Source organism: Pararhodospirillum oryzae (genome assembly GCF_007992075.1).
Taxonomy (GTDB): Bacteria; Pseudomonadota; Alphaproteobacteria; order Rhodospirillales; family Rhodospirillaceae; genus Pararhodospirillum; species Pararhodospirillum oryzae.
Genome location: NZ_BJZO01000002.1, coordinates 14,848 through 39,672 on the forward strand (window position 1 = coordinate 14,848; position 24,825 = coordinate 39,672).

At 68.0% G+C, this 24,825-nt stretch carries 25 protein-coding genes; 12 read left to right on the forward strand and 13 right to left on the reverse strand.

The window, feature by feature from the left end:
- The first annotated feature begins 2 nt into the window (after nt 1–2).
- The 7 genes from ROR02_RS00465 to ROR02_RS00495 all read left to right on the forward strand — a co-directional run bounded on the left by ROR02_RS00465 (nt 3) and on the right by ROR02_RS00495 (nt 6,186).
- Nucleotides 3–923: a penicillin-insensitive murein endopeptidase gene (locus ROR02_RS00465; protein ID WP_147162035.1), complete on the forward strand. Its 921-nt coding sequence runs from the start codon at nt 3–5 to the stop codon at nt 921–923.
- A 216-nt stretch (nt 924–1,139) separates the two neighbouring features.
- Nucleotides 1,140–1,610: a DUF882 domain-containing protein gene (locus tag ROR02_RS00470; protein ID WP_246135329.1), complete on the forward strand. Its 471-nt coding sequence runs from the start codon at nt 1,140–1,142 to the stop codon at nt 1,608–1,610.
- 120 nt (nt 1,611–1,730) lie between these two features.
- Complete coding sequence (locus ROR02_RS00475; RefSeq protein WP_147162037.1) at nt 1,731–3,050, forward strand: acetyl-CoA hydrolase/transferase family protein; 1,320 nt, start codon at nt 1,731–1,733, stop codon at nt 3,048–3,050.
- Nucleotides 3,051–3,086: 36 nt separating this feature from the next.
- Entirely contained in the window at nt 3,087–3,647 is a 561-nt protein-coding gene (locus ROR02_RS00480; protein WP_147162038.1) for a DUF1499 domain-containing protein, read from the forward strand.
- Nucleotides 3,648–3,754: 107 nt separating this feature from the next.
- Nucleotides 3,755–4,330 (forward strand): hypothetical protein, encoded by a 576-nt coding sequence (locus ROR02_RS16525; protein ID WP_170244896.1) that lies wholly within the window; start codon nt 3,755–3,757, stop codon nt 4,328–4,330.
- 2 nt (nt 4,331–4,332) lie between these two features.
- Complete coding sequence (locus ROR02_RS00490; RefSeq protein WP_147162039.1) at nt 4,333–4,737, forward strand: hypothetical protein; 405 nt, start codon at nt 4,333–4,335, stop codon at nt 4,735–4,737.
- Between the two features lie 153 nt (nt 4,738–4,890).
- A complete protein-coding gene (locus ROR02_RS00495) occupies nt 4,891–6,186 on the forward strand; it encodes a TolC family protein (protein WP_147162040.1) in 1,296 nt (431 codons plus the stop codon).
- 176 nt (nt 6,187–6,362) lie between these two features.
- Here the strand turns inward: ROR02_RS00495 and ROR02_RS00500 are convergent, their stop codons facing one another.
- Nucleotides 6,363–6,992 carry a ParA family protein gene (locus tag ROR02_RS00500; RefSeq protein ID WP_147162041.1) on the reverse strand — a complete coding sequence of 210 codons (630 nt, stop codon included), beginning with the start codon at nt 6,990–6,992 and terminating at the stop codon, nt 6,363–6,365.
- Between the two features lie 302 nt (nt 6,993–7,294).
- On the opposite strand from ROR02_RS00500, the gene nhaA reads away from it, so the two are divergent.
- A complete protein-coding gene (gene nhaA / locus ROR02_RS00505; protein ID WP_147162042.1) occupies nt 7,295–8,470 on the forward strand; it encodes a Na+/H+ antiporter NhaA in 1,176 nt (391 codons plus the stop codon).
- A gap of 68 nt (nt 8,471–8,538) precedes the next feature.
- Here nhaA and ROR02_RS00510 read toward each other — a convergent pair whose 3' ends face one another.
- The 10 genes from ROR02_RS00510 to ROR02_RS00555 form a co-directional block, all read right to left on the reverse strand.
- On the reverse strand, nt 8,539–9,048 hold the full coding sequence (locus ROR02_RS00510; RefSeq protein WP_147162043.1) for a universal stress protein: 510 nt from the start codon (nt 9,046–9,048) through the stop codon (nt 8,539–8,541).
- Nucleotides 9,049–9,202: 154 nt separating this feature from the next.
- Nucleotides 9,203–9,958 (reverse strand): TIGR02186 family protein, encoded by a 756-nt coding sequence (locus tag ROR02_RS00515; protein ID WP_147162044.1) that lies wholly within the window; start codon nt 9,956–9,958, stop codon nt 9,203–9,205.
- A gap of 62 nt (nt 9,959–10,020) precedes the next feature.
- On the reverse strand, nt 10,021–10,278 hold the full coding sequence (locus ROR02_RS00520) for a hypothetical protein (protein WP_147162045.1): 258 nt from the start codon (nt 10,276–10,278) through the stop codon (nt 10,021–10,023).
- A complete protein-coding gene (gene argH / locus ROR02_RS00525; RefSeq protein WP_147162046.1) occupies nt 10,275–11,717 on the reverse strand; it encodes an argininosuccinate lyase in 1,443 nt (480 codons plus the stop codon). The genes ROR02_RS00520 and argH overlap by 4 nt, the downstream gene beginning before the upstream one ends.
- A gap of 107 nt (nt 11,718–11,824) precedes the next feature.
- Nucleotides 11,825–12,268 carry a PaaI family thioesterase gene (locus tag ROR02_RS00530; protein ID WP_147162047.1) on the reverse strand — a complete coding sequence of 148 codons (444 nt, stop codon included), beginning with the start codon at nt 12,266–12,268 and terminating at the stop codon, nt 11,825–11,827.
- An 86-nt stretch (nt 12,269–12,354) separates the two neighbouring features.
- Nucleotides 12,355–12,609 (reverse strand): hypothetical protein, encoded by a 255-nt coding sequence (locus ROR02_RS00535; protein WP_147162048.1) that lies wholly within the window; start codon nt 12,607–12,609, stop codon nt 12,355–12,357.
- Nucleotides 12,610–12,719: 110 nt separating this feature from the next.
- Entirely contained in the window at nt 12,720–14,057 is a 1,338-nt protein-coding gene (locus tag ROR02_RS00540) for a ParA family protein (protein WP_147162049.1), read from the reverse strand.
- Nucleotides 14,054–14,719 carry a pseudouridine synthase gene (locus ROR02_RS00545; RefSeq protein WP_147162050.1) on the reverse strand — a complete coding sequence of 222 codons (666 nt, stop codon included), beginning with the start codon at nt 14,717–14,719 and terminating at the stop codon, nt 14,054–14,056. The genes ROR02_RS00540 and ROR02_RS00545 overlap by 4 nt, the downstream gene beginning before the upstream one ends.
- Before the next feature lie 36 nt (nt 14,720–14,755).
- On the reverse strand, nt 14,756–16,039 hold the full coding sequence (locus ROR02_RS00550) for a glycosyltransferase family 9 protein (RefSeq protein WP_147162051.1): 1,284 nt from the start codon (nt 16,037–16,039) through the stop codon (nt 14,756–14,758).
- The gene (locus ROR02_RS00555) at nt 16,036–16,911 is read right to left on the reverse strand and encodes a 23S rRNA (adenine(2030)-N(6))-methyltransferase RlmJ (protein WP_147162052.1); all 876 of its coding nucleotides are present in this window, start codon (nt 16,909–16,911) and stop codon (nt 16,036–16,038) included. Before ROR02_RS00555 ends, ROR02_RS00550 begins: the two co-directional genes overlap by 4 nt.
- Before the next feature lie 107 nt (nt 16,912–17,018).
- Between ROR02_RS00555 and ROR02_RS00560 the strand changes: the two genes are divergently transcribed.
- From ROR02_RS00560 to ROR02_RS00570, 3 genes are all read left to right on the forward strand, one after another.
- Nucleotides 17,019–18,332 (forward strand): sulfotransferase, encoded by a 1,314-nt coding sequence (locus ROR02_RS00560; protein ID WP_147162053.1) that lies wholly within the window; start codon nt 17,019–17,021, stop codon nt 18,330–18,332.
- A gap of 326 nt (nt 18,333–18,658) precedes the next feature.
- Nucleotides 18,659–19,957 carry an NAD(P)/FAD-dependent oxidoreductase gene (locus tag ROR02_RS00565; protein WP_147162054.1) on the forward strand — a complete coding sequence of 433 codons (1,299 nt, stop codon included), beginning with the start codon at nt 18,659–18,661 and terminating at the stop codon, nt 19,955–19,957.
- A gap of 34 nt (nt 19,958–19,991) precedes the next feature.
- The gene (locus ROR02_RS00570; protein ID WP_147162055.1) at nt 19,992–20,351 is read left to right on the forward strand and encodes a cupin domain-containing protein; all 360 of its coding nucleotides are present in this window, start codon (nt 19,992–19,994) and stop codon (nt 20,349–20,351) included.
- A gap of 278 nt (nt 20,352–20,629) precedes the next feature.
- Here the strand turns inward: ROR02_RS00570 and ROR02_RS00575 are convergent, their stop codons facing one another.
- A complete protein-coding gene (locus ROR02_RS00575) occupies nt 20,630–21,712 on the reverse strand; it encodes an AraC family transcriptional regulator (protein ID WP_170244897.1) in 1,083 nt (360 codons plus the stop codon).
- 259 nt (nt 21,713–21,971) lie between these two features.
- On the opposite strand from ROR02_RS00575, the gene ROR02_RS00580 reads away from it, so the two are divergent.
- Complete coding sequence (locus ROR02_RS00580) at nt 21,972–23,441, forward strand: APC family permease (protein ID WP_147162057.1); 1,470 nt, start codon at nt 21,972–21,974, stop codon at nt 23,439–23,441.
- A 237-nt stretch (nt 23,442–23,678) separates the two neighbouring features.
- Here the strand turns inward: ROR02_RS00580 and ROR02_RS00585 are convergent, their stop codons facing one another.
- Nucleotides 23,679–24,422, reverse strand: a complete 744-nt coding sequence (locus tag ROR02_RS00585; protein ID WP_147162058.1) for a PhoH family protein — start codon at nt 24,420–24,422, stop codon at nt 23,679–23,681.
- Between the last annotated feature and the right edge of the window lie 403 nt (nt 24,423–24,825).

Genomic DNA, 24,825 nt, shown 5'->3' on the forward strand with positions numbered 1-24,825 from the left:
GGATGGCGATTTTCTTTCGCCCCCTTGCGCGCGCCTGGGTGGGGGGCATGGCGATGGCATGCCTTCTTGGGAGCGCCGACGCCGGAGCGGCCGACGTTGCCCCGCCGTCGGCGTGGGCCCGCGCGAGAACCCCCAGCCCCGGGCCGGCCCAGGTCATCGGCTCGGCCGCCGCCGGGTGCGTGGCCGGGGCCGTCCCCCTGGCCGGACCGGGCACGGCGGCCGGCCCCGAGCTGGTGGTCTTGCGTCCGGCCCGCAACCGGGCCTGGGGGCATCCGGTACTGGCGGCGTTTCTGGCCGATCTGGCCCGGTGGCGCCACCAGACCGGCGAGGGGCCCTTGTTGCTGGGGGACGCGGCGCAACCCCGGGGCGGGCCCATGCCCGCCGGGCATCGCAGCCATATGAACGGGCTTGATGCCGACTTGTGGCTGGGGACCGATCGCCCTCCGCCGTGGTCGGACGCCTGGCTGGCCCAGCCCCGGGCCCGTTCGGCCGTGCGCGCCGACGGGCGCGGGGTCGATCCCCTGGTGTTCACGGTCTCGGTGCGCCGGCTGATTCGCCATCTGGCCCAGGATCCCCGGGTCGAGCGCTTGTTCTTGAACCCGGTCTTGAAACGGGCGCTGTGCCAGGAGGCGGCGAGCGAACCCGGAGGGGGAGCCGCCTGGCTCGCGCGGGTGCGCCCCTGGTGGGGCCACGACAGCCATGTGCATGTGCGCCTCGCGTGCCCGGCCGATTCCCCGTCGTGCCGGCCGGGGCCGCCCATTCCTCCGGGATCGGGCTGTGATCCGAGCCTGGACCACTGGGTGGCCGATGTCACCCGGGCCAGACGGGTGCCCTCCCGCCCCCCGCCGCCGCCGGCTCCTGTCCTGCCGGAGGCCTGCGCAGCCGTTTTGCAGGCTCCGCCCCTTGTACCGAAGGATGAATAAGGGGCGATGATTTGCCCGGGAAGAGTGCTTTTTAGGGTTGCCCAAGGCGGGGAGCCTTGTGTAGAAGGGGGGGGCAAATTTTCAAAAACACCGAAACGCTCTGAGCAGAAAAAGGAGGCACGGGACGTGTCAACGAGGGGAAATGGTCCGTCCGCCATGACAAGGCGCGGTTTCGTGGCCCTGTTCGGGGCTGCAACCGCAACCATGTATTCTCCCATGGCTTTCGCCAGCAAATCAGGGTCCTTCGAAAGGGCCCTTTCTTTTGAGAACATACATACTGGCGAACGTATCCGCCGCATCTATTGGGCAGAAGGCCGATACATCCCCGAGGTTATGCGCGAGTTCGACCACGTTTTGCGCGACCACCGCACCGGTCAGGTGCACCGCATCGACAGCTCGCTTCTGGATCTGCTGTACGCCCTGGGCGGGCGCCTGGAGACCGGCAAGCCCTTCCAGATCATTTGCGGCTACCGCTCCCCCGAGACGAATTCTCTTTTGCGCCAGAAGAGTTCGGGCGTCGCGCGCAACAGTTTGCACATGGAAGGCATGGCGGTCGATATCGCCTTGCAGGACCGCAGCTTGCCGCAGCTGCGCAGCGCCGCCTTGTCCCTTCAGAAGGGAGGGGTTGGATATTACCCCAAAAGCGGATTCGTCCATGTTGACGTAGGCGCCGTGCGCTCGTGGTAGGTCCCGCGCGGGAACCGTGACGCCTTTCTTGCACCGCAAAGTCACGGTTTCCTTCGCGTGCGGATATCAGTACCGTGGCAGGACCCTGGACCCCCGACCGCTGGCCTGGAGGACTGCCCCGTGACCCAATACGACGATGAGTATGCCCGCAAACTGGTGCAGCCGGCGGACGCGGTGGCGCCGTTGAGAAGCGGGACCAATGTCATCCTTTCCATGGGAGTGTCGCAGCCCCCGGCCCTGATGAAGGCCCTGGCCGACCGGGCGCGCTCGGGATCGCTGGCCGATATCCGCGTGTATTACATGCACGCGAGCGCGGCGGCGGTGGAAACCCTGCTGGTTCCCGATCTGATGGACGTGGTTCGTCCGTGTCCGCTGTTCATGAGTGCCCATGACCGGGCCCTGGCCCGCAAGGGCTATGCGGAAGGCAAGCAGTGGGTGCATTACGTGCCGTGCACGTTTCACCACGCGCCCCGGCTGCTCACCGAGCACATTTCACCCGATGTGTTCTTGCTGACGGTTTCACCCATGGACAAGGCGGGCTTTTTCAGCCTGGGCACCAACGCGGACTACGGGGCCACGGTGGTGCGCCGGGCCCGGCGCGTGATTGTCGAGGTCAATCCCAACATGCCCCGGGTGTTTGGCGAAAACCTGCTGCACGTCAGTGACGTGGACGCCGTCGTCGAGCACGAGGCGCCTTTGATGGAAGTCCTGCAAAAGGAAGGCACCGAGGAAGACATCGTGATCGGCCGTCTGATCGCCGATCAGATCCCCGACGGGGCCACCTTGCAGATGGGCATCGGCGGCGTGCCCAACGCGGTGATGTCGTTTTTGTCCAACCACAACGACATGGGGCTGCATTCCGAGCTGTTCAGTCCGCCCATGGTCGAGTTGATTCGCAAGGGCGTGTTGAATGGCCGGCGCAAGAATATCTTGCCCTACAAGCATGTCTACACCCTGGCTTTGGGTGACAAGGCCATGTACGAATTCATGGATGATAATCCCAGTATCGTGGGCTATCCGGTGATCTGGGTGAATAATCCATCGGTGATTCGTAAAAACGATACGATGATTAGCGTAAACTCGGCCATTGAGGTTGATCTGACTGGCCAGATCAACAGCGAAAGCCTGGGGGGTGTTGAATTCTCGGGTCCGGGGGGGCAGCTTGATTTCATTCGTGGCGCCTACGCCTCGAAGGGGGGCAAGTCGTTCATTGCCTTGCACTCCACGGCCAAGGACGGCACCTTGTCTCGCATCGTGCCCACGCTGTCGGGTCCGGTCACCGACCCGCGCATGGAAAGCCATTACATCGTGACCGAATTCGGGTGCGTGAGCCTCAAGGGCCTGACCGTTTCCGAGCGGGCCCGGGCCCTGATCGGGCTCGCGCATCCCAATTTCCGCGACCCCTTGAAGGAACAGGCCCGGGCCGCCGGCCTGTTGTAGGGCAAGGGGCGTTTCCTTCCCGGGAGAGAGCGATTCATGAACCGCGTTCTTGTCGTCGTGCTGGGTCTGGCTCTCGTGGGGCTGGGCGCGTTTGGCTGGGCTGCCTCGACCGGCCGCCCCCTGCCCACGGCCGACCTGTTTCCCGATCCGTCCCCCTTGCCCTTGGATGTGCTGGACGCGCCCGAGGCCGTGGCGGGCACCCCCCAGGCCCTGGCCTGTCCGCCCGAGGCCTGCGCCGACGGCGAACCCGACGTGGAAAGCCCCGTGTTCGCGCTGACTCCGGCGGCGTTGTTCACGCTGGCCCGGTCCACCTTCACCGCCCAGCCCCTGGTCACGGTGCTGGACGAGGATCAGGCGGCCGGGCGCCTGGACCTGGTTCAGCGCACGCCCATCCTGGGTTTTCCCGAGGTGATCCGGGTGCAGGTCGTGCCCGTGGAACCGGCCATCGCCGGGGAAGCCTCCGGGGAGACGCAGGCTTCCGGGGCCAGCGTTTTTCTCCTCAGCCGCTCGCGCGAGGGGGCTTGGGACCTGGGAGACAATGGGGCGCGGGTGCGTTTGTGGCTGGGTGCCCTTGAGCGGGCAAGTCGTTCGCAATGATGGGGTTAGAGGCCGAACCTTTCGTGGATTATTAACCACGGGCGGGTATTCCGGAAGGCAGGCGGGCGCAACGGGGCGCCCCGCCAGCCAACCGGAGAAAAATCCCCATGCCGACCATCCTGCTTTTGACGGGGACCGTGCTGTCCGCCGGGTTCATGGCCGGGATGAGTGCCCTGGGCGAAGCGGCGCACGCTTCCGTGATCCTGGTGGCCCTGGGCCTGGTCGTTCTGCCTTTGCTCACGGCCCGCATGATGGCGCGTCGCGACGGCGGCGAGGCCGAACCGGCGGGCCCGGCGCTGCTGGAGGAATACGAAGCCACCCAGCCGCCCTTGCTGGGCCGGGGAGAACGCCCGTTTGCCTTTGAAAGCCTGAGCGAGGCCCGCCGGGCGGCGCGGCGCCTTCAGGCCGGCACCGGGGTGCTGTATTGCGATGGGTTCCATTTCCTGACCGGGGGGCGCGTGAGCGACCGTGATCTGGCCCGCGCCTATATCCGAGGCGTGTACGCCCTGGTTCCCGGCCAGCCCGGTCGTCCGGTGATTCACGTGGTCGGCCGCGCGCCCGCCGAACCGCGCCGGGTGTGGGGACCGCGCGCCACCCCGCTCGCGTGTCGCTTCGTGGCCGTGCGCGGGTCCGCCGCCCAGGTCCTGGACCACGGGGTGGGTCCCGCGGCTCAAGGGTGGTGACCATGAGCGGGGGCGCGTCCGACGACGACGCGGCGGCCGTCTGGGCCCTGGCCCTGGCCACGCTGGAAGCGGCCGAGACCTGGGAAGGGCTGCGCGCCGACCTGGAGCGCCATGGGGTGCTGCGCCGGCTGGCCAGCGACCAGCGCCAGGCCCTGGCCGAGCGCTGGGAAGCGCGGGTCGTCCGTCAATGGGATGACCAGACCCTGGCCGGCGAGTTGCGCTTCTGGGCCCGGGGTGGAGACCGCCACGCTCATCCCCTGGGGTTCCAGGCGCCCCGTCCCGCCGTGTTGGTGGCGGAGGCCGGGCATCGCGGGTGGTTCGTCCGAATCCTGTCCGGGGGGCGTGTCGTGGTCAACGCACCGGAAACGGAACCGATGGTTCTGTTCGTTGGAACACAAGAGCCGTGAATCGTCCGCCGTCCCCTGGGGAAGGGGGTCGGGACCTCTCGACGGGGGCGAGGATCGATGTCATACCGTCGGTCTGAGTGAAAAAGAAGCGCGGTCGGCTGGGTGGGGTCCGTCGTGGAACGCTGATCCGCTTGATCATGAAGGGGGTGCGCTGTGATCGGGGTGCGGACAGTCTCGGTGCTGATGGTGGCGGGGGCGCTGGGCGCGGTCGCTCCGGCGGCGTGGGCGCAGTCTATTCAAGAACTGCTGCCCCAGGTGGAAAAAACCTACGACAAGGTCGTGGCGGCGGATGCCCGCGTCGAGGCGGCCCGCAACCGGGCCCGCGAAACCCTGGGCAGCTGGTTTCCGACCCTGACCTTGGAGGGCACGGGAGGGGTTGAGCATAACCAACGCCCCTCCATGTCGGATCCGACCTACCAGGCTTGGCAGATGGATGCGGTCCTGACCCAGCTTCTTTGGGATTTTGGCGGCTCGAACGGTCGGATCGAGGCCCAGCGCCTGCTTCTGGAAGGCGCCAGGGCCGAGGCCCAGTCAAGCCGCCTGACCTTGATGCAAGACGCGGTTTCGGCCTATGTCACCTTGATGCGCGCCGAGCGCATCTTGGACTATGCCCGCCAGTCCGAGGAAAACATCCGCCGCCAGACCGGCCTGGAGCAGGCCCGGGTGGATCGCGGCTCGGGCCTGTCCACCGACGTGTTGCAGGCCAAGACCCAGCTGGCGGGCGCCGAGGCGCGGCGCGTCCAGGCCGAGGGCTCGGTGCAGATCGCCCGCAACCGTTTCAAGGCGGTGTTCGGATTCGTGCCCGATGACACGGCCTCGCTGGTGGCCCTGAAGGGCCCCAAGGACGGCGTGCTCCCCGACAGCCTGGACAATGCCCTGGCCATCGCCCTCGACAAGAGCCCGGTCTTGAAGGTGCAAGAAGCGACCGCCGCCGCGCAACAGGCGATGACCGGCAGCGTGCGCGGCGAGCGTTTGTTCCCGCGTGTCGATCTGGTCGCGGCCAACAGCTTGAAACACAACGTGGACTCGCTCAAGGGCGAGAAAATGGAAACCTCGGTCAAGGTGCGGGCAACCTGGACGATTAATCTTGGGCTGACCGCGTTCAACTCGCTGCGCGCCGCCGAGGCCGAAGCCCAGTCGGCGGGGCATACCGAGGCCGATACCCGGATCACGGTCGAGGAGCGGGTGCGCAATGCCTGGCAGCGCCTGGAAACCTCCCGGGCCAACGCGCGCATTCTGGCCAATCAGGCCAATATCGCCGGCGAGTTCCTGGACCTGGCGCGGCGCGAGCGTCAGCTGGGCCAGCGTTCGCTGATCGATCTGCTCTCGGGTGAAACCGCGTTGTTCAATGCCCAGGCCGACGCCTACGCGGCCTCGGCCGATGTCATCATCGCCTCGTTCGCGCTGATGGCCAACATGGGCGAGCTGGACCTGTCGCAGATTGAATAACAGCTCGGGAACGGCTCGGGGCGGGGTGTGGATAACACCGGGAAAAGGGGCGAATAACGGCGCTTGCCTTTTGAATGTCCGCGATTTCCCCGAAAAAACACGCCTGTGGATAAGTCCGGTGATGCCCAGGGAGTCCCCCAGGCAAGGCCGCCGCGTCCTTATCCTGTCCGGGCCCCTTATCCGGGATCATGGCATTCCAGGGCATCAAGCAGGCTTTTCCAGTCGGAAAGCACGCCCGCCGCCCGCGCCGGCGGCGCATCGAACAGACTCAGTCCCGATCCGGCCAGGGTTTCGTAGCGCCGGGAGTCGCGCAGCCGCGCGACCAGGGGGTAGGGCAGGGGCGCGAGGAAGGATTCCAGCCGTGCCAGCGCCCGCGAGGCCGGATGCACCCGGTTGGCCACGATCAGGATCGCGCGCCGGCCCTTGCGAACGGGCTTCAAGGTTTCCAGCAGGTCGAGGAAACGGGCCAGGCCATCCTCGTCGAAGGGGCCGGGCAGGGCGGGAACAACCAGCACGTCCGCCTGGCGAACCACCGTCTTGAGCGCGTCGCGCTCCAGGGCGGCGGGGACATCGACAACCAGGCGGTCGAGGCCGGTGGGCACCGTCCCGGTCCCCGTCAGGTCAATCCCGCGCACGACGGGATGGGCCGGGGGGCGGCGCCGCGTCCAGGCCAGGGCACTGCCCTGCACATCAAGATCCCCCAGCGCGGTGGCGAAGCCACGCCCGGCGAAATTGGCGGCAAGATGGGTGGCCAAGGTGGTCTTGCCGCACCCGCCCTTGGTATTGGCCACGGCCACGACGTACATGGGGCGTCACTATAAGGCGCGATAAGGCGCGCGAACAAGGCTGTCACGACCGCGCCGCAGTCGCGGCGTTGAGAGCCCTCTTCCAAGGGCATCCAGGGCTTCACCCGGTTGCCCCGCAAGCCACACGGGTTTGCATTGGCGCCCTGGGGATGCCATATGGGGAACGCGCCCCTTGGGGGCTTGTCGCGGGCCGGGGTGTTCCCTCCCTAGGGGACACGAGGCGGACAGGCGTTCCCGTTGTCGTTCCTGATCTGACCCCCTGTCCGGGTTCGGGCGCGCCGGACGGGGGCCGGAGTGTTTATATGCCCCTGACCGCCTTGATCGCCTTCCTGCGCCTGGAGGCGTCCGCCGGCCTTCTTCTGGTGGGCGCCGCCGTGCTGGCCCTGATCGCGGCCAATTCGGCCCTTGCCGGGTTCTATGACCAGACGTTCGCCACCCATGTGACCCTGGCCTATGGCGACCTGCGTCTGGACAAGCCCTTGCTCTTGTGGATCAACGACGGCCTGATGGCCGTGTTTTTCCTGCTGGTCGGCCTGGAAATCAAACGCGAGGCCCTGGAAGGCGACCTTTCCTCGCCCGACCGCCTGGCCTTGCCGGGCCTGGCCGCCCTGGGCGGCATGGTGGTTCCCGCCGCCTTGTACCTCCTGGTCAACGCCCACGATCCGGCCCTGGCCCGGGGCTGGGCGATTCCAGCCGCCACCGACATCGCCTTTGCCCTGGGCATCCTTGCCTTGCTGGGGCCCCGGGTGCCCCTGTCCTTGAAAATTCTGCTCACCGCGCTCGCCATCCTCGACGACCTGGGGGCGATCGTGATCATTGCCTTGTTCTATTCGGCCGATCTGTCCACCACGGCCCTGGGGTTCGCGGGCGTATGCGTGGGTGCCCTGATCGCCCTCAACCGCCTGGGGGTGCGGGCGCTCACCCCCTACATGCTGCTGGGCGCGGTGCTGTGGGTGGCCGTGCTGAAATCAGGGGTGCACGCCACCCTGGCCGGCGTGGTCTTGGCGCTGGCGATTCCCCTGCGCGCCGGGGAGGGGCAAGGCAGCCCCAGCCGCCATCTGGAGCACGTTTTGCACCCGTGGGTCGCCTTTGGCATCCTGCCTTTGTTCGCGTTCGCGAACGCTGGCGTGTCGCTGGAGGGCGTGAGCCTGGATCGCCTGCTGGCCCCGGTGCCGCTTGGCATTCTGCTGGGCCTGGTGGTGGGCAAGCAGGTGGGGGTGATGGTGTTTTCGTGGCTGGGCATTCGCACGGGGTTGGCCCGCCTGCCCGAGGGGGCCACGTGGGCCCAGTTCTATGGCGTGGCCCTGCTCACCGGGATCGGCTTCACCATGAGCCTGTTTGTCGGGACCCTGGCCTTTGGCGAAAGCCCCGAGCGGGCCACCGACGTGCGCGTGGGCGTGCTGGCCGGTTCGCTGCTCTCGGGGGTCTTGGGCTATGCCTGGCTGCGCCTGACCAGCCGGGTGCCTGGCAAGGCCTGACCGGCTTCCCCCACCGGGGGACGCGGGGGAGAAACGGAGGGGGAAGGCGCGCGCAGCCCTTCCCCCGCTCAGGCCAGGCGTTCGATTTCCTCTTCGCTCATGCCGGCGGGGACGATGGTCACGGGAATGCGCAGGCGCGAGCCCAACCCGGCCCCGCAGGCCGTGACCAGGGGGCCGGGCCCCTCCTTGCCCCGGCCCGCGGCCAGGACCAGCACCGAAATGCCGGGATCCTCGCGCACCAGCGCCAGCAACTCGTCCACGGGCTTGCCCTGGCGCACGTGCAGCGAGGGCAGGTGTCCCGAGCGGCGGTTGACCTCGGCCGCCATGCGCTGAAGCATCTGCTCGGCCTGTTCACGGGTTTCGTGTTCGACAATCTTGCCGATGAAGGCAAAGTGCTGAAGCTCGGACGGCTCGATCACCCGCAGCAGCGCCACCCGCCCATCGGTGGCCCGGGCGCGGCGGCAGGCAAACGCCAGGGCGGCGCGCATCTCCTCGGTGTCGTCCACCACGACCAGGAAAATACGGGTATGCCCGGGCGGTGTGTCGGAAACGGAAGGGGAGGAAGCGGAGGTCTCCATGGGCGACGTCCTTGGGGGTTGAGGGCAGGCAGACGGGTAGAATATCGCCTCGTCTTGGAATATTTCCAGAAATAAGCGGGCGCCTTTCAAGGCGCCGGCCTCGCCCCCGAGGCGATGACCTTGTGCGTCGCCCCGAAACGAGGGCGGGAGGCCTTCAGCGCTTGCGAAGAACCACGTCGGCCATCCACCCGGCCAGGCTGGCCACGAAGACGGCAAGGAAGCCGTAGAGCACCGGCCGGTTGGTGGCCACTTCCGACAGGTCGGCCCCCACGCCGATCTTGCTGATCACCAGGGGCGTGATCTCGGCGCTGATCACGTGCCCTTCCCGGAAAAGGTAAACCTCGACGATGTAGGGCCCCACCGGGGCGTTGGCCGGGAAGGTGAGGTTCAGGCGAAACAGGCGGTTGCTCAGGGTCTGGATCCGGCCCTGGACGCTGCCGCTGTACAGGCCCTCCTCGCGCTTCAGGCGCAGGAAGGCGGTCCGGAAGCGGGCCAGGATTTCGGGGCGGTAGCGTTCTTCCTCCTGGACCGGCAAGATCAGGTAATCCTCGCCGATCTGGTGGCGGGCCAGCACCTCGGGCCGCGCGAATTCCTCCAGGGGCCGGTTGGAGGCAACCTGGTAGAAGGTGGGCACGTCCTCGAACACCACGCTTTCCCGGTTGGCCCACAAGACCCCCAGGTGGTCCTTGCGGCGCACCACGTGGGTGGCGATGGGCCCGCGCACCACCACGACCACGTCACCCGGGCCATCGGTGGCGCCAAAAAGCAGGACCTCGGTGCCCGAATAGGCGGTGGTGATCGCGACCAGGTGCTGGGAAAGATCCGCGACCAGGGGCTGAACCTGCCCCTGGGCGGTGGCGGGCCCCACGCCCAGCAAGGTCAGGACCAGAACCAGCACCACCCGCCCCATCCGGGACCCTGGCCGGCGGCCAGGGTCGCAAGAGGCAAGGCGAGCGCCGGTTCGCGGGGCCGTCATGACCCCGGGTCCGGCGGCAGGGGCGGCGGGGGCAACAAGCGGCCCTGGTCATCCAGGGCCTTGTCGCGCAGGCGCTGGCGTTCGGCCGCGTCGGCGGGGTAGGTGGGCGCGTACAGCCCCGGGGTCTCGAAGGGATAGCGCACCGGGTAGGGGGCGCCTTCCACCGGCCGGTTGGGGGCCACGCGGGCACACGCCGCCACGGCCACCACCAGCGCCAGGGTCACGACCGCCCCCAGGCGGCGCGGCGGTCTCATGGGGCCGGCCGCGCGAAGCGCTCGCGCGCGGCCTGGCACGCGGCCCGGACCCGTTCGGGAGCCGTGCCGCCGTAACTGGTGCGCGCCTGCACCGAGGCATCCACCGACAGCACGGCGGCCGCTTCCTCGGTCAGGCGCGGTTCGATGGTTTGCATCTCGGCCAGGCTCAGTTCCTCCAGGCCCACGCCCCTGGTTTCGGCCAGGCGGACCAGGCGTCCGGCCACGGCGTGGGCATCGCGAAACGGGGTGCCCAGACGGCGCACCAGCCAGTCGGCCAGGTCGGTCGCGGTGGTGAAGCCCTGGCCGGCGGCGGCGCGCAGGCGCACCGGATCGGCGGTCATGTGGGCGATCATGCCGGTCATGGCGGCCAGGCACAGCTCCAGGGTATCGGTGGCCTCGAACACCGGTTCCTTGTCGTCTTGCATGTCCTTGGAATAGGCCAGCGGCAGGCCCTTCATGACCACCAGCAGGCTGTTCAGGGCCCCGATGACCCGCCCGGCCTTGGCGCGGACCAGCTCGGCGGCATCGGGATTGCGCTTTTGCGGCATGATCGAGCTGCCGGTGGAATAGGCGTCGGGCAGGCGCACGAAGGCGAACTGGGCGCTGGTCCACACCACCAGTTCCTCGGCCAGGCGCGACAGGTGGATGGCGCACACGCTGGCGGCGGCCAGGTATTCCAGGGCGAAGTCGCGATCCGACACCCCGTCCAGCGAATTGGCGCAGGGGCGATCGAAGCCCAGGGCCTGGGCGGTCATGAAGCGGTCGATGGGAAACCCGGTGCCAGCCAGGGCCGCCGAGCCCAGCGGGCATTCATTGAGCCGCGCGCGGGCGTCGGCGAACCGGCCCCGGTCGCGGCCCAGCATTTCGACATAGGCCAGCAGATGATGGCCCAGGGTCACCGGCTGCGCGGTTTGCAGGTGGGTGAAGCCGGGCATGACCGTGGCGGCGTATTCCTCGGCGCGGTCGATCAAGGTGTGCTGCAAGGTCGCGAGCGCGCCGTCCACGAAATCGATGGCGTCGCGAATCCACAAGCGAAAGTCGGTGGCGACCTGGTCATTGCGCGAGCGCGCGGTGTGCAGGCGTCCGGCCGCCTCGCCGATCAGGTCCTTGAGGCGGGTTTCCACGTTCATGTGGATGTCCTCCAGCCGGGTGCTGAAGGGGAAGACGCCGGAGTCGATTTCGGTCAGGATCCGGGCCAGGCCCTGGTCGATCGCCTGACCATCGGCCTCGGTGAGCAGGCCAACCGCGACCAGCATGGCCGCGTGCGCGCGCGAGCCCGCGATATCCTGGCGGTACAGGCGCTTGTCGAACCCGATGGACGCATTGATTGCTTCCATGACGGCGGACGGCCCGCTGGCAAAACGGCCGCCCCAGATGGCGCTGGGGGCGGGTTGGGCGTCGTCGGGGGCCTGGGTCTCGTCGGTCACGCGCGGCTGCATGGAAAGGAATCCGTCTGGTGTTGCAAAGGGGGCCCCGGCAAGGGAGCCGGGGACCAGGCGATCTTGACCATTTCGGGCGGCGATGCAAGCGCGGGTCTGGATCTCCGTCAGACAGCACCGCCGGGCAGGCAGATCATGGTGGCCTGCATGAGGGCGACGGGCACCTCGCGGCCGTCGCGCAGGGCCACGACCTCGGCGCGAACCACGCTCAAGGTCTTGCCCGAGCGATCGACCTGGGCACGGGCCAGGAAGGCCTCGCCCACGGCCGGGGCCAGCAGGTTGATCTTGAACTCGACCGACACCACCGAGGACTCCGCCGGCATCAGCGAATACGCGGCATAGCCGCACGCGGTATCGGCCAGGGTGGTGGTGATGCCGGCGTGAAGATAGCCGTGCTGCTGGCACAGGTCGGCGCGAAAGGGCAGGCGCAAGGTGCAGGTGCCGGGGCCAACCGCGTCCAGGGTCACCCCCAGCAGGCCCATGACGGCCTGTTTTTCGAAGCTGGCTTGAACGCGTTGGGCGAAATCGGGGTCGCTGGGCTCAAGGGGCATGGCGGTCTCCGGTCTCGGGAAGGAAGGAATGGGTGTTCAACACTCCGGAAATAAAAAGGATATCGGAAAAAATCCGTTACTCGGGGTCAGGAAAGGGCGCGGTCGCACCACTGGCAATAGCGGAAATGCCCGATCGGGGTCAGGCGAAATCCCATCCGGGTCACGGCGCCGCTGGGCTGGTACCCGGTGACGAAGACGGCTTCCTCGATCAGACCCTGCTCGGCCAGGGTCTGGGCATGGCGACGGGCCACCTCGATCATTTTTCCCGTGATCTCCTGCATGAACAGGTCCTCGATCACCTTGAGTTCGGCCCGGGTCAGCGAATCCAGGCTGTTCGTCATGGAAACGGTGTCCTTGCTGTCGTCGCGGCACGCGAGCGGGGGGAGCCCCCCCTTCAGGGAGAATGTTTCGGTTAACATCGTGATCACCCCGTTAATATTGGGCTGAAATCTCACGGAATAAGAGGAATCACCAGGTCGGCCGCCACGGCGCCCCCGACCAGGACGACCACGATTGCCGAGGCCCAGACCAGGAAACGCAAGCGCCGGTCGGTCGGGTCGGGCGCGAAGCCTTCGTCAACGGCGTCGGTCCAGTCCACGGGAATGCCGTCCTCGGGCGCCTCGGGCTGATGGGTGGGCGCGACCGGGTCCGGGGCCGCGTCGGCGCCGGCGGGAGACGCCAGCGGCGAGGGCCGGGCCGCCGGGCGCCGGGGCGTGATCGAGGGCTCCTCGTCCGACGGCGCGCGCTGGTCGCGTGACCAGCGGTCAAGGACGGCGCGGGCCGCGAGCGTCGTGGTCTCGGGATCGGTGATGGCGAGTCCGGGCAGGCCCGGGAGCGGCACGGGCGGGCGCAGGGCATCGTGTCCGGGCGGAGGGGTGTCGGCCGGGGGCGCGGCGCGTTCCTCGCGCAGGATCTGCTGCTCCAGGCGCATGCGCGCGGCCTGCTCGTGTTCCAGCACCTCGCGGGTGACTTCCAGGTAGGCCTGGGCCGCCGGCGCGCGGGGGGCGAAAACAACCACCGGCTGGTTGCACGCGGCGGCCTCGGCGACCAGGGGATCCCGGGGCACGTTGGCCAGAAACACCGCCTCGGCGAAATTGGCGCGGATGAGCTTGTCGAAGGTCCTGCTGGTGGGATCGGTGCCGCGCATGGTGATCACCACCCCTTGCAGGGCGAGCCGGGGATTGAAGGCGTCGCTGATGCTTTTCAGGCTGACGCAGGCGTTGACCAGGCCGTCATGGGCAAAGGACTCACTTTGCACCGGCATCAGCACCCCGTGCGCCGCGACCAGCGCGTTGACCGGTAGCAGGCCCAGGGCCGGCGGGCAGTCAATGAGGATGTGATCAACCGGCGGCATCCGGGCCGCCAGGCGCCGGCGCAGAACGTACTGGGGGTGCTGCTGGCCGGTCAGCTCGATTTCAAACCCGGCCAGCGCGCGCGAGGCCGGCAGCAGGAACAAGCCGGGATACGGGGTTTCCCGCCACAGGCTTTCCGCCGGACCATCGCCCAGCAGGAACTCGTAGGCTCCGGGGCCCTGATTGTAAACGCCTCCCAGCGCGGTCGTGGCGTTGCCCTGGGAATCCAGGTCGATCAGCAAAACGCGGCTGCCACAGGCGGCCAGGGTCGCCGCCACGGCGGTCGCGGTGGTTGTTTTTCCCACCCCTCCCTTTTGGTTGTAAACAGCCATGATCCACGGCGCCGGGGTGGCGTCGGCGGCCGTGGGATCGGGGCCGGCACGCAAGGCGGACACGCCCGGCGAGACGGCGGCGGGATCCGGAGACGGAGGGGTCATGACCGGCCTTTTCGTTGCGATGGCGTTCCGGGCGTTGGTGCACCCTTTCGAGGTTTAACGAAATTTCCTCGCGAACGCCAGGGGCCGGAGCGGCGGGGCGGCCCGTCGGTCGGGCAGGGAGGCAAGGTTTCCTCGCGCCAGCAGCCCGGTTCCAGCCCCTCCAGGGTCCACGGGCCGATCGACCAGCGGATCAGGCGCAAGGTCGGCAGGCCCACGGCGGCGGTCATGCGCCGCACCAGCCGGTTGCGCCCCTCGGCGACGCCGAGGCGGATCCAGGTGGTGGGGATGTGGCGCCGGAACCGCACCGGTGGGGTGCGCGGCCACAAGCCGGCGGGTTCGGGGATCACGCAGGCTTCCAATGCCCGGGCCGGTCCGTCGGCCAGGGTCACGCCCTCGCACAGCGCCTTGAGGGCGGCGGGTTCGGGCACGCCCTCGACCTGGGCCCAGTAGGTTTTGGGCATCTTGTGGCGGGGATGGCTGATGCGGTGCTGCCAGGCGCCCTCATCGGTGAGCAGCAAAAGGCCCTCGCTGTCGCGGTCCAGGCGCCCGCACACGTACACATCGGGAACCGGCACGAGGGACGCGAGGGTGGCCCGCTCCTCCTTGTCGGTGAACTGGCTGAGAACATCGAAGGGTTTGTTGAGCAAGATCAGGCGGGCCATGGGATTTCGGTGCGCGAGGGAGAAGGAAGAACAAGGTCAGGCAACGCCGGGATCGGGGGGCGGGCCGTGCGGGCTTCCCGCGTGCCAGCGGGTCAGCAGATCGCGAACCCGGGCCAGCACGCTGGCCCAGTCGCCGGGCATCGGCTGGCGGATCAGGCGGGCGGAAGGATACCAGGGTGTTTCAACGCGTTCGCGGCGCCAACGCCAGTCGGGGGTGAAGGGCAGCAAGATCCACACCGGCCGGTTCAAGGCCCCGGCGAGGTGGGCCACCGCCGTGTCCACGCTGATCAGCAAGTCAATTTCGTGAAGCAGGCCGGCGGTTTCGGCGAAATCGTCGAGGGTCTCCATCACCGGGCACAGGGCCAGGGGGGGCGGGGATCCGGAGTCGGGGAGCGGCGACAAGGCCACGAACGGCGCGACGCAGGCCAGGGGCGCCAGCGCGGCCAGGGGCAGCGAGCGGCGGTGATCGCGCGCGTGCCGGGGCCGCCCGGCCCAGGCCAGGGCCACCCGGGGGCGCGCCAGAGCCTCGACGCGTCCGGCCCAGCGGCGCGCGAGCGTGGGCGGCGGACGCAGATAGGGCACGGGGCCCGGAAGGTCCGTCTCCTTGAGCCCAAGGTGCAAGGGAAGGCGGGAGAGCACGGTAAAGCAATCAAAGGCATGGGCGGGGGGCGGACGGGTGAACACGGCGGTCAGGCCGGGAATTCGTCCCAGCAGGCGGGCGAGGGAGGGCGGGCAGCCCAGCAAGACGGGCCCGCCCGCCCGGGCGGCCAGGGGGGGCAGCAGGCGGCAAAACTGCACCATGTCGCCATAGCCCTGATCGGCGATCACCAGGAGCCGCCGGCCCGCCAGGGGGCGGCCGTCCCAGGCCCGTTCGGGGGGAGGAAGCGGCAGGGCCTTGTGGTTCTCCGGGCGGTTGCCCTGGTCGAGCGCGGCCCAGCCCCGGGCCCAGTCGCCGGCCGTCAGCAAGGTTTCGCCCAGGCCACTGAGGGCCGGGCTCCAGGCCGGCGCGAGGCGCAAGCAGCGTTCGAATCCGGCCCGCGCCTCGTCAAGCAGGCCCAGGTCGTGGGCGGCCCGGGCGTGCTGGTAGGCGAGGCCCAGGTGGGTGGGGCGCCGGGCACTGGCGGCGCGCAGGGTTTCAAGGGCGGCGTGGGGGAGATCGGCGGCGCGCAGGGCCGCCCCCAGGACCGCCAGTCCCTGCCCCTGGGCTTCCCCCTCGTGGACCAGGGCGCGCGACACCAGGGCAAGGGCGCGCCGGGCCTCGCGCCGGCGCAAGGCCGCGATCGCGGCATCCAGCAAGGGGGTGGGGCGGGGAGGAGTCACGCCGGCGCGTCCCCGCGCGGGGCGGCGGCGGCGGGAGCCAGGCTTTCCAGGCTCCACGATCCGGCGCCTCCCTCGCCCAGGGTTTCGGCCAGCCAGGGCAGCAAGGAGGGCAGGGCGGTGGCCAGGCCATGGGGCGGGTTGAGGATCATCAGGCCGGTGCCGGCCAGGCGCTCGCCGGCGGTGACCGGGCGCACGCGCAAGGTGGCGACCAGGGCGGGGCAGGGCAGCGTGGGGGCGAGATCGGCCAGGAACGCGGCCACGGCGGCTTCTTCCTTGAGGGGATACCAGACCAGATAGGTCCCGCTGGCCCAGCGCCGCAAGGCGCCCTTGAGGGCGCGGGCCATGGCCTGGAACTCGTCGCGCTGCTCGAACGGGGGATCGATCAGCACCAGACCACGCCGCTCCGGGGGAGGCAGCAGGGCCTTGAGCACGGCGTAGCCGTCGCGAGGCTCGATTCGGGTGCGGGGATGGCGGCCCAGCAGGGCGGCCAGGGCGCGCGCGTGCACGGGGTGCAGCTCGGCGACCACCAGGCGGTCCTGGGCGCGCATCAAGGTGCGGGCCAGCAGGGGGCTGCCCGGATAGGCGCGCAGGCCCGTGCCCGTTCCGCCCAGGGCGCGCACCGCCTTCAGGTAGGGGGCCAGGGACTCGGGGCACGGTCCCGGGTGGGCGAGAAGGCGGCCGATGCCGGCGGCGGCCTCCTGGGTACGCTGGGCCTGGGGGCCGGCCAGATCGAAGCGCCCTTGTCCCCCGTGGGTATCAAGAACCAGGAACGGCTTGTCTTTCTTGGCGAGGTGAACCAGGCACAGGCACAAGCACGCATGCTTCAGGACATCGGCGAAGTTGCCCGCATGGAACGCATGGTCATAATTCATGGAAAAATCCGGATGTGAAACGGTTTGGGGCGTCGGGCGACTTGGCGCGGCGAACCCACACCGGTAGCATCGCTGATGGAACAATCGCGGGCAAGGCAGGTGGGGGCATGAAAAGCGAGGCACCGAACGCGGCGCGGGCGGGGGCGGCCCCGGTCCTGGACGTCGCCGATCTGCTGGCCGCCGGCGAGGATCTGGACGGACCCGCCCCTGGCGGCGCGCCCGCTTCCGGCATCCCCGTGGCGCCCACGCCCCCCGCGCGGCCGCCGGGGCTGGATCATATCGCCCTGGCATTGCGGGCCGAGCGGGTGCGCGCCTCGCAATCGCCGGTGTTTTTCGCCCAGCGCCAGGGACATGGCGATCCCTCGCGCCTGCCCCTGTTCCTGGTGGGCATGGCCTCGCCCACGGCGAAAAGGGTGCGCGCCATTCTGGCGGCCCATTCCCGGGTGCAGGCGGTGCGCCCGCTGGCCCTGATTCCCGCCTTCATCGATACCCTGGAAGCCTGGGACCGCCATTGCGGCCGGGGCGGCACCTTTCCCGAAAGCCTGGAGTCCCTGAGCGCCGACGATTCGCTGAAGGCCGCCGCCTGGTGGCTCCCCCGCTTGCAACGGGAAGCGCCGGGGTTCGATCACGTGCTGGATGGTCTGGCGCTTGATGCCACCTTGGTGGGCATGGTCCATGTGATCTTTCCGCGCGCGCCCCTGATCGTTTGCGTGGACGACAGCGTCGAGGCCTCGGCGTCGCCCGAGACCCGCCGTCTGCTGGCCACCCAGGCCGCCATGCTGGATCACTGGCGCCAGGTGCTGCCCGGGCGCCTGCACGAACTGAGACGCGAGACACTGCTGGCCCAACCGGTTGAAACCGTGCGCGCCTTGCTGGCCTTCCTGGATGTGCCGGTGGAGGAGCGGGTGTTGAACGCCATCACCGCGCCCGCCGACGGCGAACGGCCCAAAACCCCGGGCGCGGCGGTGGGGGCGGCCGTGGCCCACATCCGGGCCGGTCGCCTCGCCCAGGCCGACCAGGCATTGCGCGACCTGTTGCGCCGGGTGCCGGGGCATCCGGCGGCCGTTCACCTGCTGGGCGTGGTCCGCTTCCGGCAGGGCGATCCGGCCTCGGCCGTGCGCCTGATGCGCCAGTCGCTGGATCTGGTGGGGACTCCGGTGCGCGAGTGGCTGCACAACCTCGCGGTGGCGCGTCGCGCCCTGGAAGGGACTGCCGCGCCTGGAAAGGCCGTGTCCGGAAAGGAGGGCGCACCCGCGCCCAAGGGCCCGCGCGCCGCGCCGGCGGTTCCGGCTGCCGTCGCGGGGAGCGCCCCGGCGCGGCCTCCCGTCGCGGGTCCGGGAGCCGGAGCGGGGCGGGGGACGGCCCAGCCCCCAAAGAATGGCACCCCTGCTTCCGGCGGCGAGGAAGGCGAAACCCTGTAGCGCGGGGGGGCGGAGGCGGCCGATCAAGGACCGGGACCGGACGGTTGATGGCGCCCATGCTGCGCCCGGTCCGGGCCCTGGAGCAACCTGGCCTCAAAGGGAAACAAGCCCCTCTTCCCATGCCAGAACAGCGAGTACCCCCGTATATTCTGCTCAAACAATGGGCAATTCTGCGTTTGCTTTTGAATTAAGCAACCTGGCGTCAATAGTCAAATTTTAGGCGCTTACTATCATGTCCGTGGTGCCTCTCCCCGGCAGGATGGCCGCAACCCGATCGGGTGCGGCCCGTTCTTCAAGCGGCATGAGGTGTCATCATGAACATGGTCATGAACAAACTGGATGCGCTGAACTATTACACAGCAACACGCAAGATAGACCTGAGCTTTCCCAGGCTTGAGTCCGATATTGATGCCGATGTCGTGGTCATCGGTGGCGGATTTTCCGGGATCAATACCGCCCTGGAGCTGGCGGAAAAAGGTATCACTAACATCGTCGTCCTGGAGGGGCGTTATCTCGGCTATGGCGGGACCGGTCGCAACGGTGGCCAGGTGATGGCGGGCATCGGCCACGACATCGAGCTGGTGCGCAAGCATGTCGGGCCCGAGGGAATGGCGGCCTTGTTCGAGATCGCCAATCTCGGCGCCGGGATCATCAAGGGACGGATCGAAAAGTACGGCATTGATGCCGATTTCTGCCATGGCTACGGCTACATGGGGTTCAACGCCCGCCAGGAGCGCACCTTGCGTGAATGGGAAAAGGAGTTTCGCGCCATCTCCCCCGACGCCGACATCCGGATGCTGACCGGGGCCGAGGTGGGAACGATCATCGGCAGTGAGGCCTACAGTTGCGGCCTGCTGCACATGGGGGGCGGACACGTCCACTCCCTCAATTTGTTGCTGGGCGAGGCGCGGGCGCTGGTCGGCCATGGTGGGCGAATTTTCGAAAACAGCCCGGTGATCAAGGTTGACTACGCCGATCGGATCACCGTCCGCACCGCGCGCGGCAGTGTTCGCGCGACGAAGCTGTTGTGGGCCTGCAACGGCTTTCTCAACGACCTTGAACCCGAGATCTCGCCGCGCACCCTCAATACCTATGCCTTTCAGGTCGCCACGGAGCCACTGCCGGAGGACTTGATCCGGCGGATCAGCCCGATCCGGGGCGCATACAGCGACATCCGTCCGGTGATCGACTATTTCCGCGTGACCAACGAAAACCGGCTGCTGTTCGGCACCGCCACCCGGGTTCTGGAGTATGTCCCCAGCGACCTCGCGGCCTGGAACCGGGCCTACATGTTGAAAATCTTCCCGTATCTCGCGGACGTGAGGATTGATCTGGCCTGGGGAGGGCCGCTGTGCTGCGGCGCCAATCTGTTCCCCCAGGTCGGCACCCTGTCCGGCCGTCCCAACGCCTTTTACGTCCAGGGCTATGCCGGGTTCGGCGTCACCCCGAGTCACATCGTGTGCAAGGTGCTGGCCGAGGGCATGAGCGAGGGCTCGGCCCGGTACGATCTGATGGCCTCCATCCCGCACGCGCGGATTTTCGCCAAGGATCAGTTGCGCCCGGCCCTGATGACCGCCGGCAAGGCCTGGCATCAACTGTCCGGGTATTTCACCGGCCGGCGCTGACCGGCCTGATTTCACACCACCAGGAGAGAATGAGATGTTCGCGATCACGCAAGGGTTCTGCCCGTCTCCCCTCGAAGATTGGGGATCCGTCGCCGCGCTGGGTTCGGAAATTCTCGATGGCGACTGCCTGGCTTCGGGCCTGATGGTGCACGGCACCCCCGACGCTCCGGTCAGTTGCGGGTTTTTTGCCTGCACGCGCGGCAGTTTCCGGATGGTTTATCCGTTCAACGAGCACGCCACCGTGGTCGAGGGCGAGGTCACCTTGACCAACGAGGCCACCGGAGAAACCCGGACCTACGGCGTTGGCGACAGTTGGTTCATTGCCAAGGGGACCCCGATTCTATGGCGGATCGACGTCGGGCGTTTCGCCAAGAACTACATGGCGGCCGTCTAGGGTGCATTTCGATCAAACTAGATCAATGAATGCGCTCTAACTTATTGAACTATCGCATTTTCGGACCGCCGAAACGGTGCCATTCCGGCTGAAAATGCTCTGGAGTTTGCCAGGGAAAAGGGGGGCGGCTTTTCGGATAAGTCGAGCGTAAAAACAAATGGTTGGGGCATCGTGCCTGGATCCGGTTCAGCGCGCGATACCCCAAGCCGTCCCCGGCGGGTCCCTGGTCGAGAGGGCGGGTCTCGTGCGCTCGCCGGGCCGCCCCTCCCTTTTTCATGTCAAGCAGAAGGCGACGGTCTGGAGGCCTCGGTCTCCAGGCGGCGGGCGGGGAGGGCCGCCGATCCCGCCTCGTCCCCGGGGCGTGTCTTGCCCCGGCGCAGATCGCGCGGAGAGACGCCGAACCAGCGCCGGCAGGCGCGGGTGAAGCAGGCGGGATCCGCGTAGCCCAGCATCAGGGCCACCTCGGTGATCGGGGTGGAGGTGTGGCGGAGATAGCGTTCGGCCAGGGTGCGGCGCTCGCCGTCCTTGATGGCCCGGAAGCCGGCGTTTTCGCGTTGCAGGGCTCGCTGCATCGAGCGGGCCGACAAGCCGGCGGCCTTGGCCGCTTCGCCGACCCTGACGATTCCCTCGGTGCTGGGCAGGTGGTTGCGGACGATGGCGCGGACCTGATCGCTCAGCGAGCGGCGGTTGCTGTGATGGCGCCGCATCAAGCTGACGTGGTGGAGGAAGAACGAAGCCATCCGCTCGTCGGTCTGCGGGTTGCGCAGGCCGAGATCCTGGCGGCGCAGCAGCAGGACATTCATCGGCTGGTCGAAATAGAGCGGGGCGCCGAACATCGCGGTGTGGGCCTGGGTGGCGGCGGGGGTGGGGTGCTCGAAATGCACTTCCTCCGGCACCCAGGCCGGGCCGGCGATGGCGCGGATCAGCTGGCAGGTGACTGCCATGGTGTACTCCGCCTCCTGGCGCCGGTTGCGGACCCGCTCGTCCTCGATTCGATAGCGGAACACCGCGGCCTCGCCCGCCGGCACCAGTTCGCAGGTGGTCCGCTCCTGAAGCACCCCGACATGCAAGGCCAGCCCGTGCAGGGCGCGGCCGAGATCGGGCGAGCTGGCAAACAACAATCCGACCGGGCCGAGATTGAACGGGCTGGCCCCGCGAGCCAGGCTCAGCCCGAAATCCGGGGCTTCCGCCACCTCTGCCGCTTCTTCCAGGAGCTCGACGTACTTGCGTAGCGGCACCTCGCCATAGGGGTTCATCAGCCATTCCGGCGGGATGTCGTGGCGCCGCAACAGCGGCGACGGGTCGATCTGGCGCGCCTTCAGTCCGTCGATGACATGGTGCATCAGGGAGGAAAGTACCATCGGTTCGGCCGTGGCCATGGTCGTCTCCGCCTCGGCGCCGGACATCAAGTCTATGGCGCCATAAGTCAAGTTCCTGACGTCATCCTCCCATAGGGTCGGGCTTGTGTGAAGAAAAAATAAGCACATTTGCGTCGTGCCTAATTAGTGTGCATACCCTGCCGGGGGGGCTGGCTCCCGCCGTGCCGTCCGAAAGCACGGACCCGATGCAGGTGCCATTCCGGCCCGCGAGCCGGTCCGACGTTTGCAAGGTTGACGTGACATGAACAATTCCAGCCCCGTCGTGGCGATTTCGTCCCCCCTCCCGCCGGTCCATGAACTCCGGCGCGGCGCGCTTGGCGTCGCCGCGATCACCTTCTTTGTCGTTTCCGCCGCCGCGCCCCTGACCGCGGTTGCCGGAGGAGCGCCGATCGCAATGCTTTTGGGCAATGGTCCAGGGCTGGCGGGGGCCTATGCCCTGGTGACCCTGGCGGTCCTGCTGTTTAGCGTCGGCTACACCGCGATGGCCCGAAACATCTCCAATTCCGGCGGGTTCTACGCCTTCACCGTGCAGGGCTGCGGCGGGATTGCCGGCGGCGCGGCGGCCCTGCTCGCGCTGCTGGCCTACAATGCGATGCAGATCGGCATCTACGGCCTGTTCGGGGCCGCCACCTCGGCCTGGCTGCTGGCCGATTTCCAACTAACGGTGCCATGGTGGGTTTGTACCCTGGGGGCGGTGGGGGTGATCGCCGGGCTGGGCTACCGCAACGTGGATCTGTCGGCGCGGGTGCTCGGCTTGCTGGTGGCGGCCGAGTTTCTGGTGGTGCTGGTGCTTGATGTCGCGATCCTGCGCCATGGCGGCGATGGCGGAATCAGCCTCGTCCCGTTTGCTCCGGCCCGCCTGACCGATGGCAGCCTGTCGATCGCGCTGCTGTTTTGTTTCGCAAGTTTCGTTGGCTTCGAGGCGTCAAGCATCTACAGCGAGGAAGCCAGCAATCCCCGGCGCACCATCCCGCGCGCCACCTATCTGTCGGTGATTCTGATCGGGGCGTTTTATACCTTCACCACGTGGTGCATGGCGCTTGGCGCCGGTCCCGACAAGGTCACGGCCCTGCTGGCCGGGCTTGCCGACCCCAACACCTTCCTGTTCTCGCTGTCGGATCGCTATGTCGGTGGCGGCCTCAGCGGGGCCATGCGGATTTTATTCGTCACCAGCTTGTTCGCGGCCCTGCTGGCCTTTCACAACGCGGTGGCCCGCTACTTTTTCGCCCTTGGCCGGGAAAGGCTGCTGCCGCTCTGCCTGGGGCGGACCCATGACGACCACCAAAGCCCCCATTTTGGCTCGGCGGTGCAAAGCGTGCTGGCCCTGGTGATGGTCGTTTTGTTCGCTCTTGCCGGTCTTGATCCGGTTCTGGCGATGTTCTCCTGGCTGACCAACCTTGGTGCCCTGGCGGTAATGGCGCTCATGGCCCTGACGTCGCTCTCCGTGGTGCTGTTTTTCCGCCGCAACCCCCGGCTTGAAACGGGCTGGCTGCGCATCCAGCTGGTGCCGGCGCTGGCCGGGGTCATTCTGGTGGTGATGACCGGGTTGGCCGTGGTCAACTTCGGCCTGTTGACCGGCGCCTCCTCGGCCCTGGCCCTGGCCCTGCCGGCCAGCCTGCTGGTGGCCGCCGGCGTTGGCGCGGTGATGGCCGCGCGGCTGCGTCGGGTTGCCCCCGCGTTCTACGCCGAGCTCGGATCCCATCGGGACTGACATCGCGACAGCAATGAGACCTCATGGCGACGGCCCCGGCTCAACCGCGCCGGGGCCGCTCGCGTTTTCATCGGGTCGGGCGCCATGGCCACGCCCCCCGTCCGAGCCCAGCGTGCCGTGGGCGGGCGACCCGGAGGGAGAGTTTGTCAGGGAAAAGTGGACATCGCTTTTTCCGAAAAGACAAACTCAAACAAATGGATACAGTGTCTGCCCGCTTCTGTCTGAAGCTGACGGACCCTACAGGAGTTGCAGCATGCAGGCCACCAGGGGGTGGCGGACCACGTCGTGCTCGCTCAGGCGGACAATGCCGATTTCGTCGATCACCTCCAGGCGCGAGGCGGTTTCGGCCAGGCCGGAAAGGCCGGGCAGCAGGTCGGTCTGGTCGGGATCGCCGGTCAGCACCATGCGCGAATGCCAGCCCAGGCGGGTGAGCAGCATCTTGATCTGGCCATAGGTGCAGTTCTGGGCTTCGTCGATGACCACGAAGCTGTTGTTGAGGGTGCGCCCGCGCATGTAGGCAATGGGGGCGATTTCAATGGTGCCATCGGCGAGCAGGGCGCGCAGGCGCTTGCCGCCCAGGCGATCGGCAAGCGCATCGTAGAGCGGGCGCAAATAAGGCTGGAGCTTGTCTTCCAAGGTGCCGGGCAGGAAGCCCAGGCTTTCCCCGGCCTCGACGGCGGGGCGCGAGAGGACCAGGCGGTCAACCACCCCGTCTTCCAGGGCTTCCACCGCCCGGGCGATGGCAAGGTAGGTCTTGCCGGTTCCCGCCGGTCCCAGGGCCAGGGTCAGGGGGTGGGTGGTCATGGCGTCGAGCAGGCGACGCTGGGCGTCGTTGTAGGGGCGAACCGTGCGGCGGTAGCTTTGCTCCCGGCGTTCTTCAAGAGGGTCCCAAGAGCCGCCAATGGTGTGGACGGCGGCCGGGGTGTCGGATCGGTCGGCTTCGGGGCGCGGGGAGGGAACGGCACGACAGCGCTTGCCCATGGCGGCCTCTTTGGATGGGAGTGGAGCGAAAGGGGGCAACCGGCGCGAAAAAAAACCTTCCCCCGGGGGGGAAGGCGGCATCGGAAAGGGAAATGGGGGGCGGCATGTCCAGCGATGCCCGAGCCGGTGGCGTTTGCATGCGCACTGGCCCCTCTCCCTTGCGCGCGTTGCTCTCCGGGAGAGAACCTTACCAGAAACAGGTCCCTGATCACGCCATATTTATGCGACGCCTTTGTGAAGGGCACATCATAATGGGTCCACAGTCCTCGATGGGCGTGGTTTGCTTGACTTATTCACTTTTTAGGATGCCTACTTATTGCCCCATTTCATCCATTATCTGCACGCCCCCTGTTCACTGTGCCCAACTCGCTGTAAATTAGATCGACATCGCATCCGTTTTCCA

Excerpts from the sequence above, each read along its gene's own strand:
- ROR02_RS00465 (WP_147162035.1), top strand. The coding sequence starts at position 3 with ATGGCGATTTTCTTTCGCCCCCTTGCGCGCGCCTGGGTGGGGGGCATG.
- ROR02_RS00470 (WP_246135329.1), top strand. The coding sequence starts at position 1,140 with ATGGCTTTCGCCAGCAAATCAGGGTCCTTCGAAAGGGCCCTTTCTTTT.
- ROR02_RS00480 (WP_147162038.1), top strand. The coding sequence starts at position 3,087 with ATGAACCGCGTTCTTGTCGTCGTGCTGGGTCTGGCTCTCGTGGGGCTG.
- ROR02_RS16525 (WP_170244896.1), top strand. The coding sequence starts at position 3,755 with ATGCCGACCATCCTGCTTTTGACGGGGACCGTGCTGTCCGCCGGGTTC.
- ROR02_RS00490 (WP_147162039.1), top strand. The coding sequence starts at position 4,333 with ATGAGCGGGGGCGCGTCCGACGACGACGCGGCGGCCGTCTGGGCCCTG.
- ROR02_RS00500 (WP_147162041.1), bottom strand. The coding sequence starts at position 6,992 with ATGTACGTCGTGGCCGTGGCCAATACCAAGGGCGGGTGCGGCAAGACC.
- nhaA (WP_147162042.1), top strand. The coding sequence starts at position 7,295 with ATGCCCCTGACCGCCTTGATCGCCTTCCTGCGCCTGGAGGCGTCCGCC.
- ROR02_RS00510 (WP_147162043.1), bottom strand. The coding sequence starts at position 9,048 with ATGGAGACCTCCGCTTCCTCCCCTTCCGTTTCCGACACACCGCCCGGG.
- ROR02_RS00515 (WP_147162044.1), bottom strand. The coding sequence starts at position 9,958 with ATGGGGCGGGTGGTGCTGGTTCTGGTCCTGACCTTGCTGGGCGTGGGG.
- ROR02_RS00520 (WP_147162045.1), bottom strand. The coding sequence starts at position 10,278 with ATGAGACCGCCGCGCCGCCTGGGGGCGGTCGTGACCCTGGCGCTGGTG.
- argH (WP_147162046.1), bottom strand. The coding sequence starts at position 11,717 with ATGCAGCCGCGCGTGACCGACGAGACCCAGGCCCCCGACGACGCCCAA.
- ROR02_RS00530 (WP_147162047.1), bottom strand. The coding sequence starts at position 12,268 with ATGCCCCTTGAGCCCAGCGACCCCGATTTCGCCCAACGCGTTCAAGCC.
- ROR02_RS00535 (WP_147162048.1), bottom strand. The coding sequence starts at position 12,609 with ATGACGAACAGCCTGGATTCGCTGACCCGGGCCGAACTCAAGGTGATC.
- ROR02_RS00540 (WP_147162049.1), bottom strand. The coding sequence starts at position 14,057 with ATGACCCCTCCGTCTCCGGATCCCGCCGCCGTCTCGCCGGGCGTGTCC.
- ROR02_RS00545 (WP_147162050.1), bottom strand. The coding sequence starts at position 14,719 with ATGGCCCGCCTGATCTTGCTCAACAAACCCTTCGATGTTCTCAGCCAG.
- ROR02_RS00555 (WP_147162052.1), bottom strand. The coding sequence starts at position 16,911 with ATGAATTATGACCATGCGTTCCATGCGGGCAACTTCGCCGATGTCCTG.
- ROR02_RS00560 (WP_147162053.1), top strand. The coding sequence starts at position 17,019 with ATGAAAAGCGAGGCACCGAACGCGGCGCGGGCGGGGGCGGCCCCGGTC.
- ROR02_RS00565 (WP_147162054.1), top strand. The coding sequence starts at position 18,659 with ATGAACAAACTGGATGCGCTGAACTATTACACAGCAACACGCAAGATA.
- ROR02_RS00570 (WP_147162055.1), top strand. The coding sequence starts at position 19,992 with ATGTTCGCGATCACGCAAGGGTTCTGCCCGTCTCCCCTCGAAGATTGG.
- ROR02_RS00575 (WP_170244897.1), bottom strand. The coding sequence starts at position 21,712 with ATGGTACTTTCCTCCCTGATGCACCATGTCATCGACGGACTGAAGGCG.
- ROR02_RS00580 (WP_147162057.1), top strand. The coding sequence starts at position 21,972 with ATGAACAATTCCAGCCCCGTCGTGGCGATTTCGTCCCCCCTCCCGCCG.
- ROR02_RS00585 (WP_147162058.1), bottom strand. The coding sequence starts at position 24,422 with ATGGGCAAGCGCTGTCGTGCCGTTCCCTCCCCGCGCCCCGAAGCCGAC.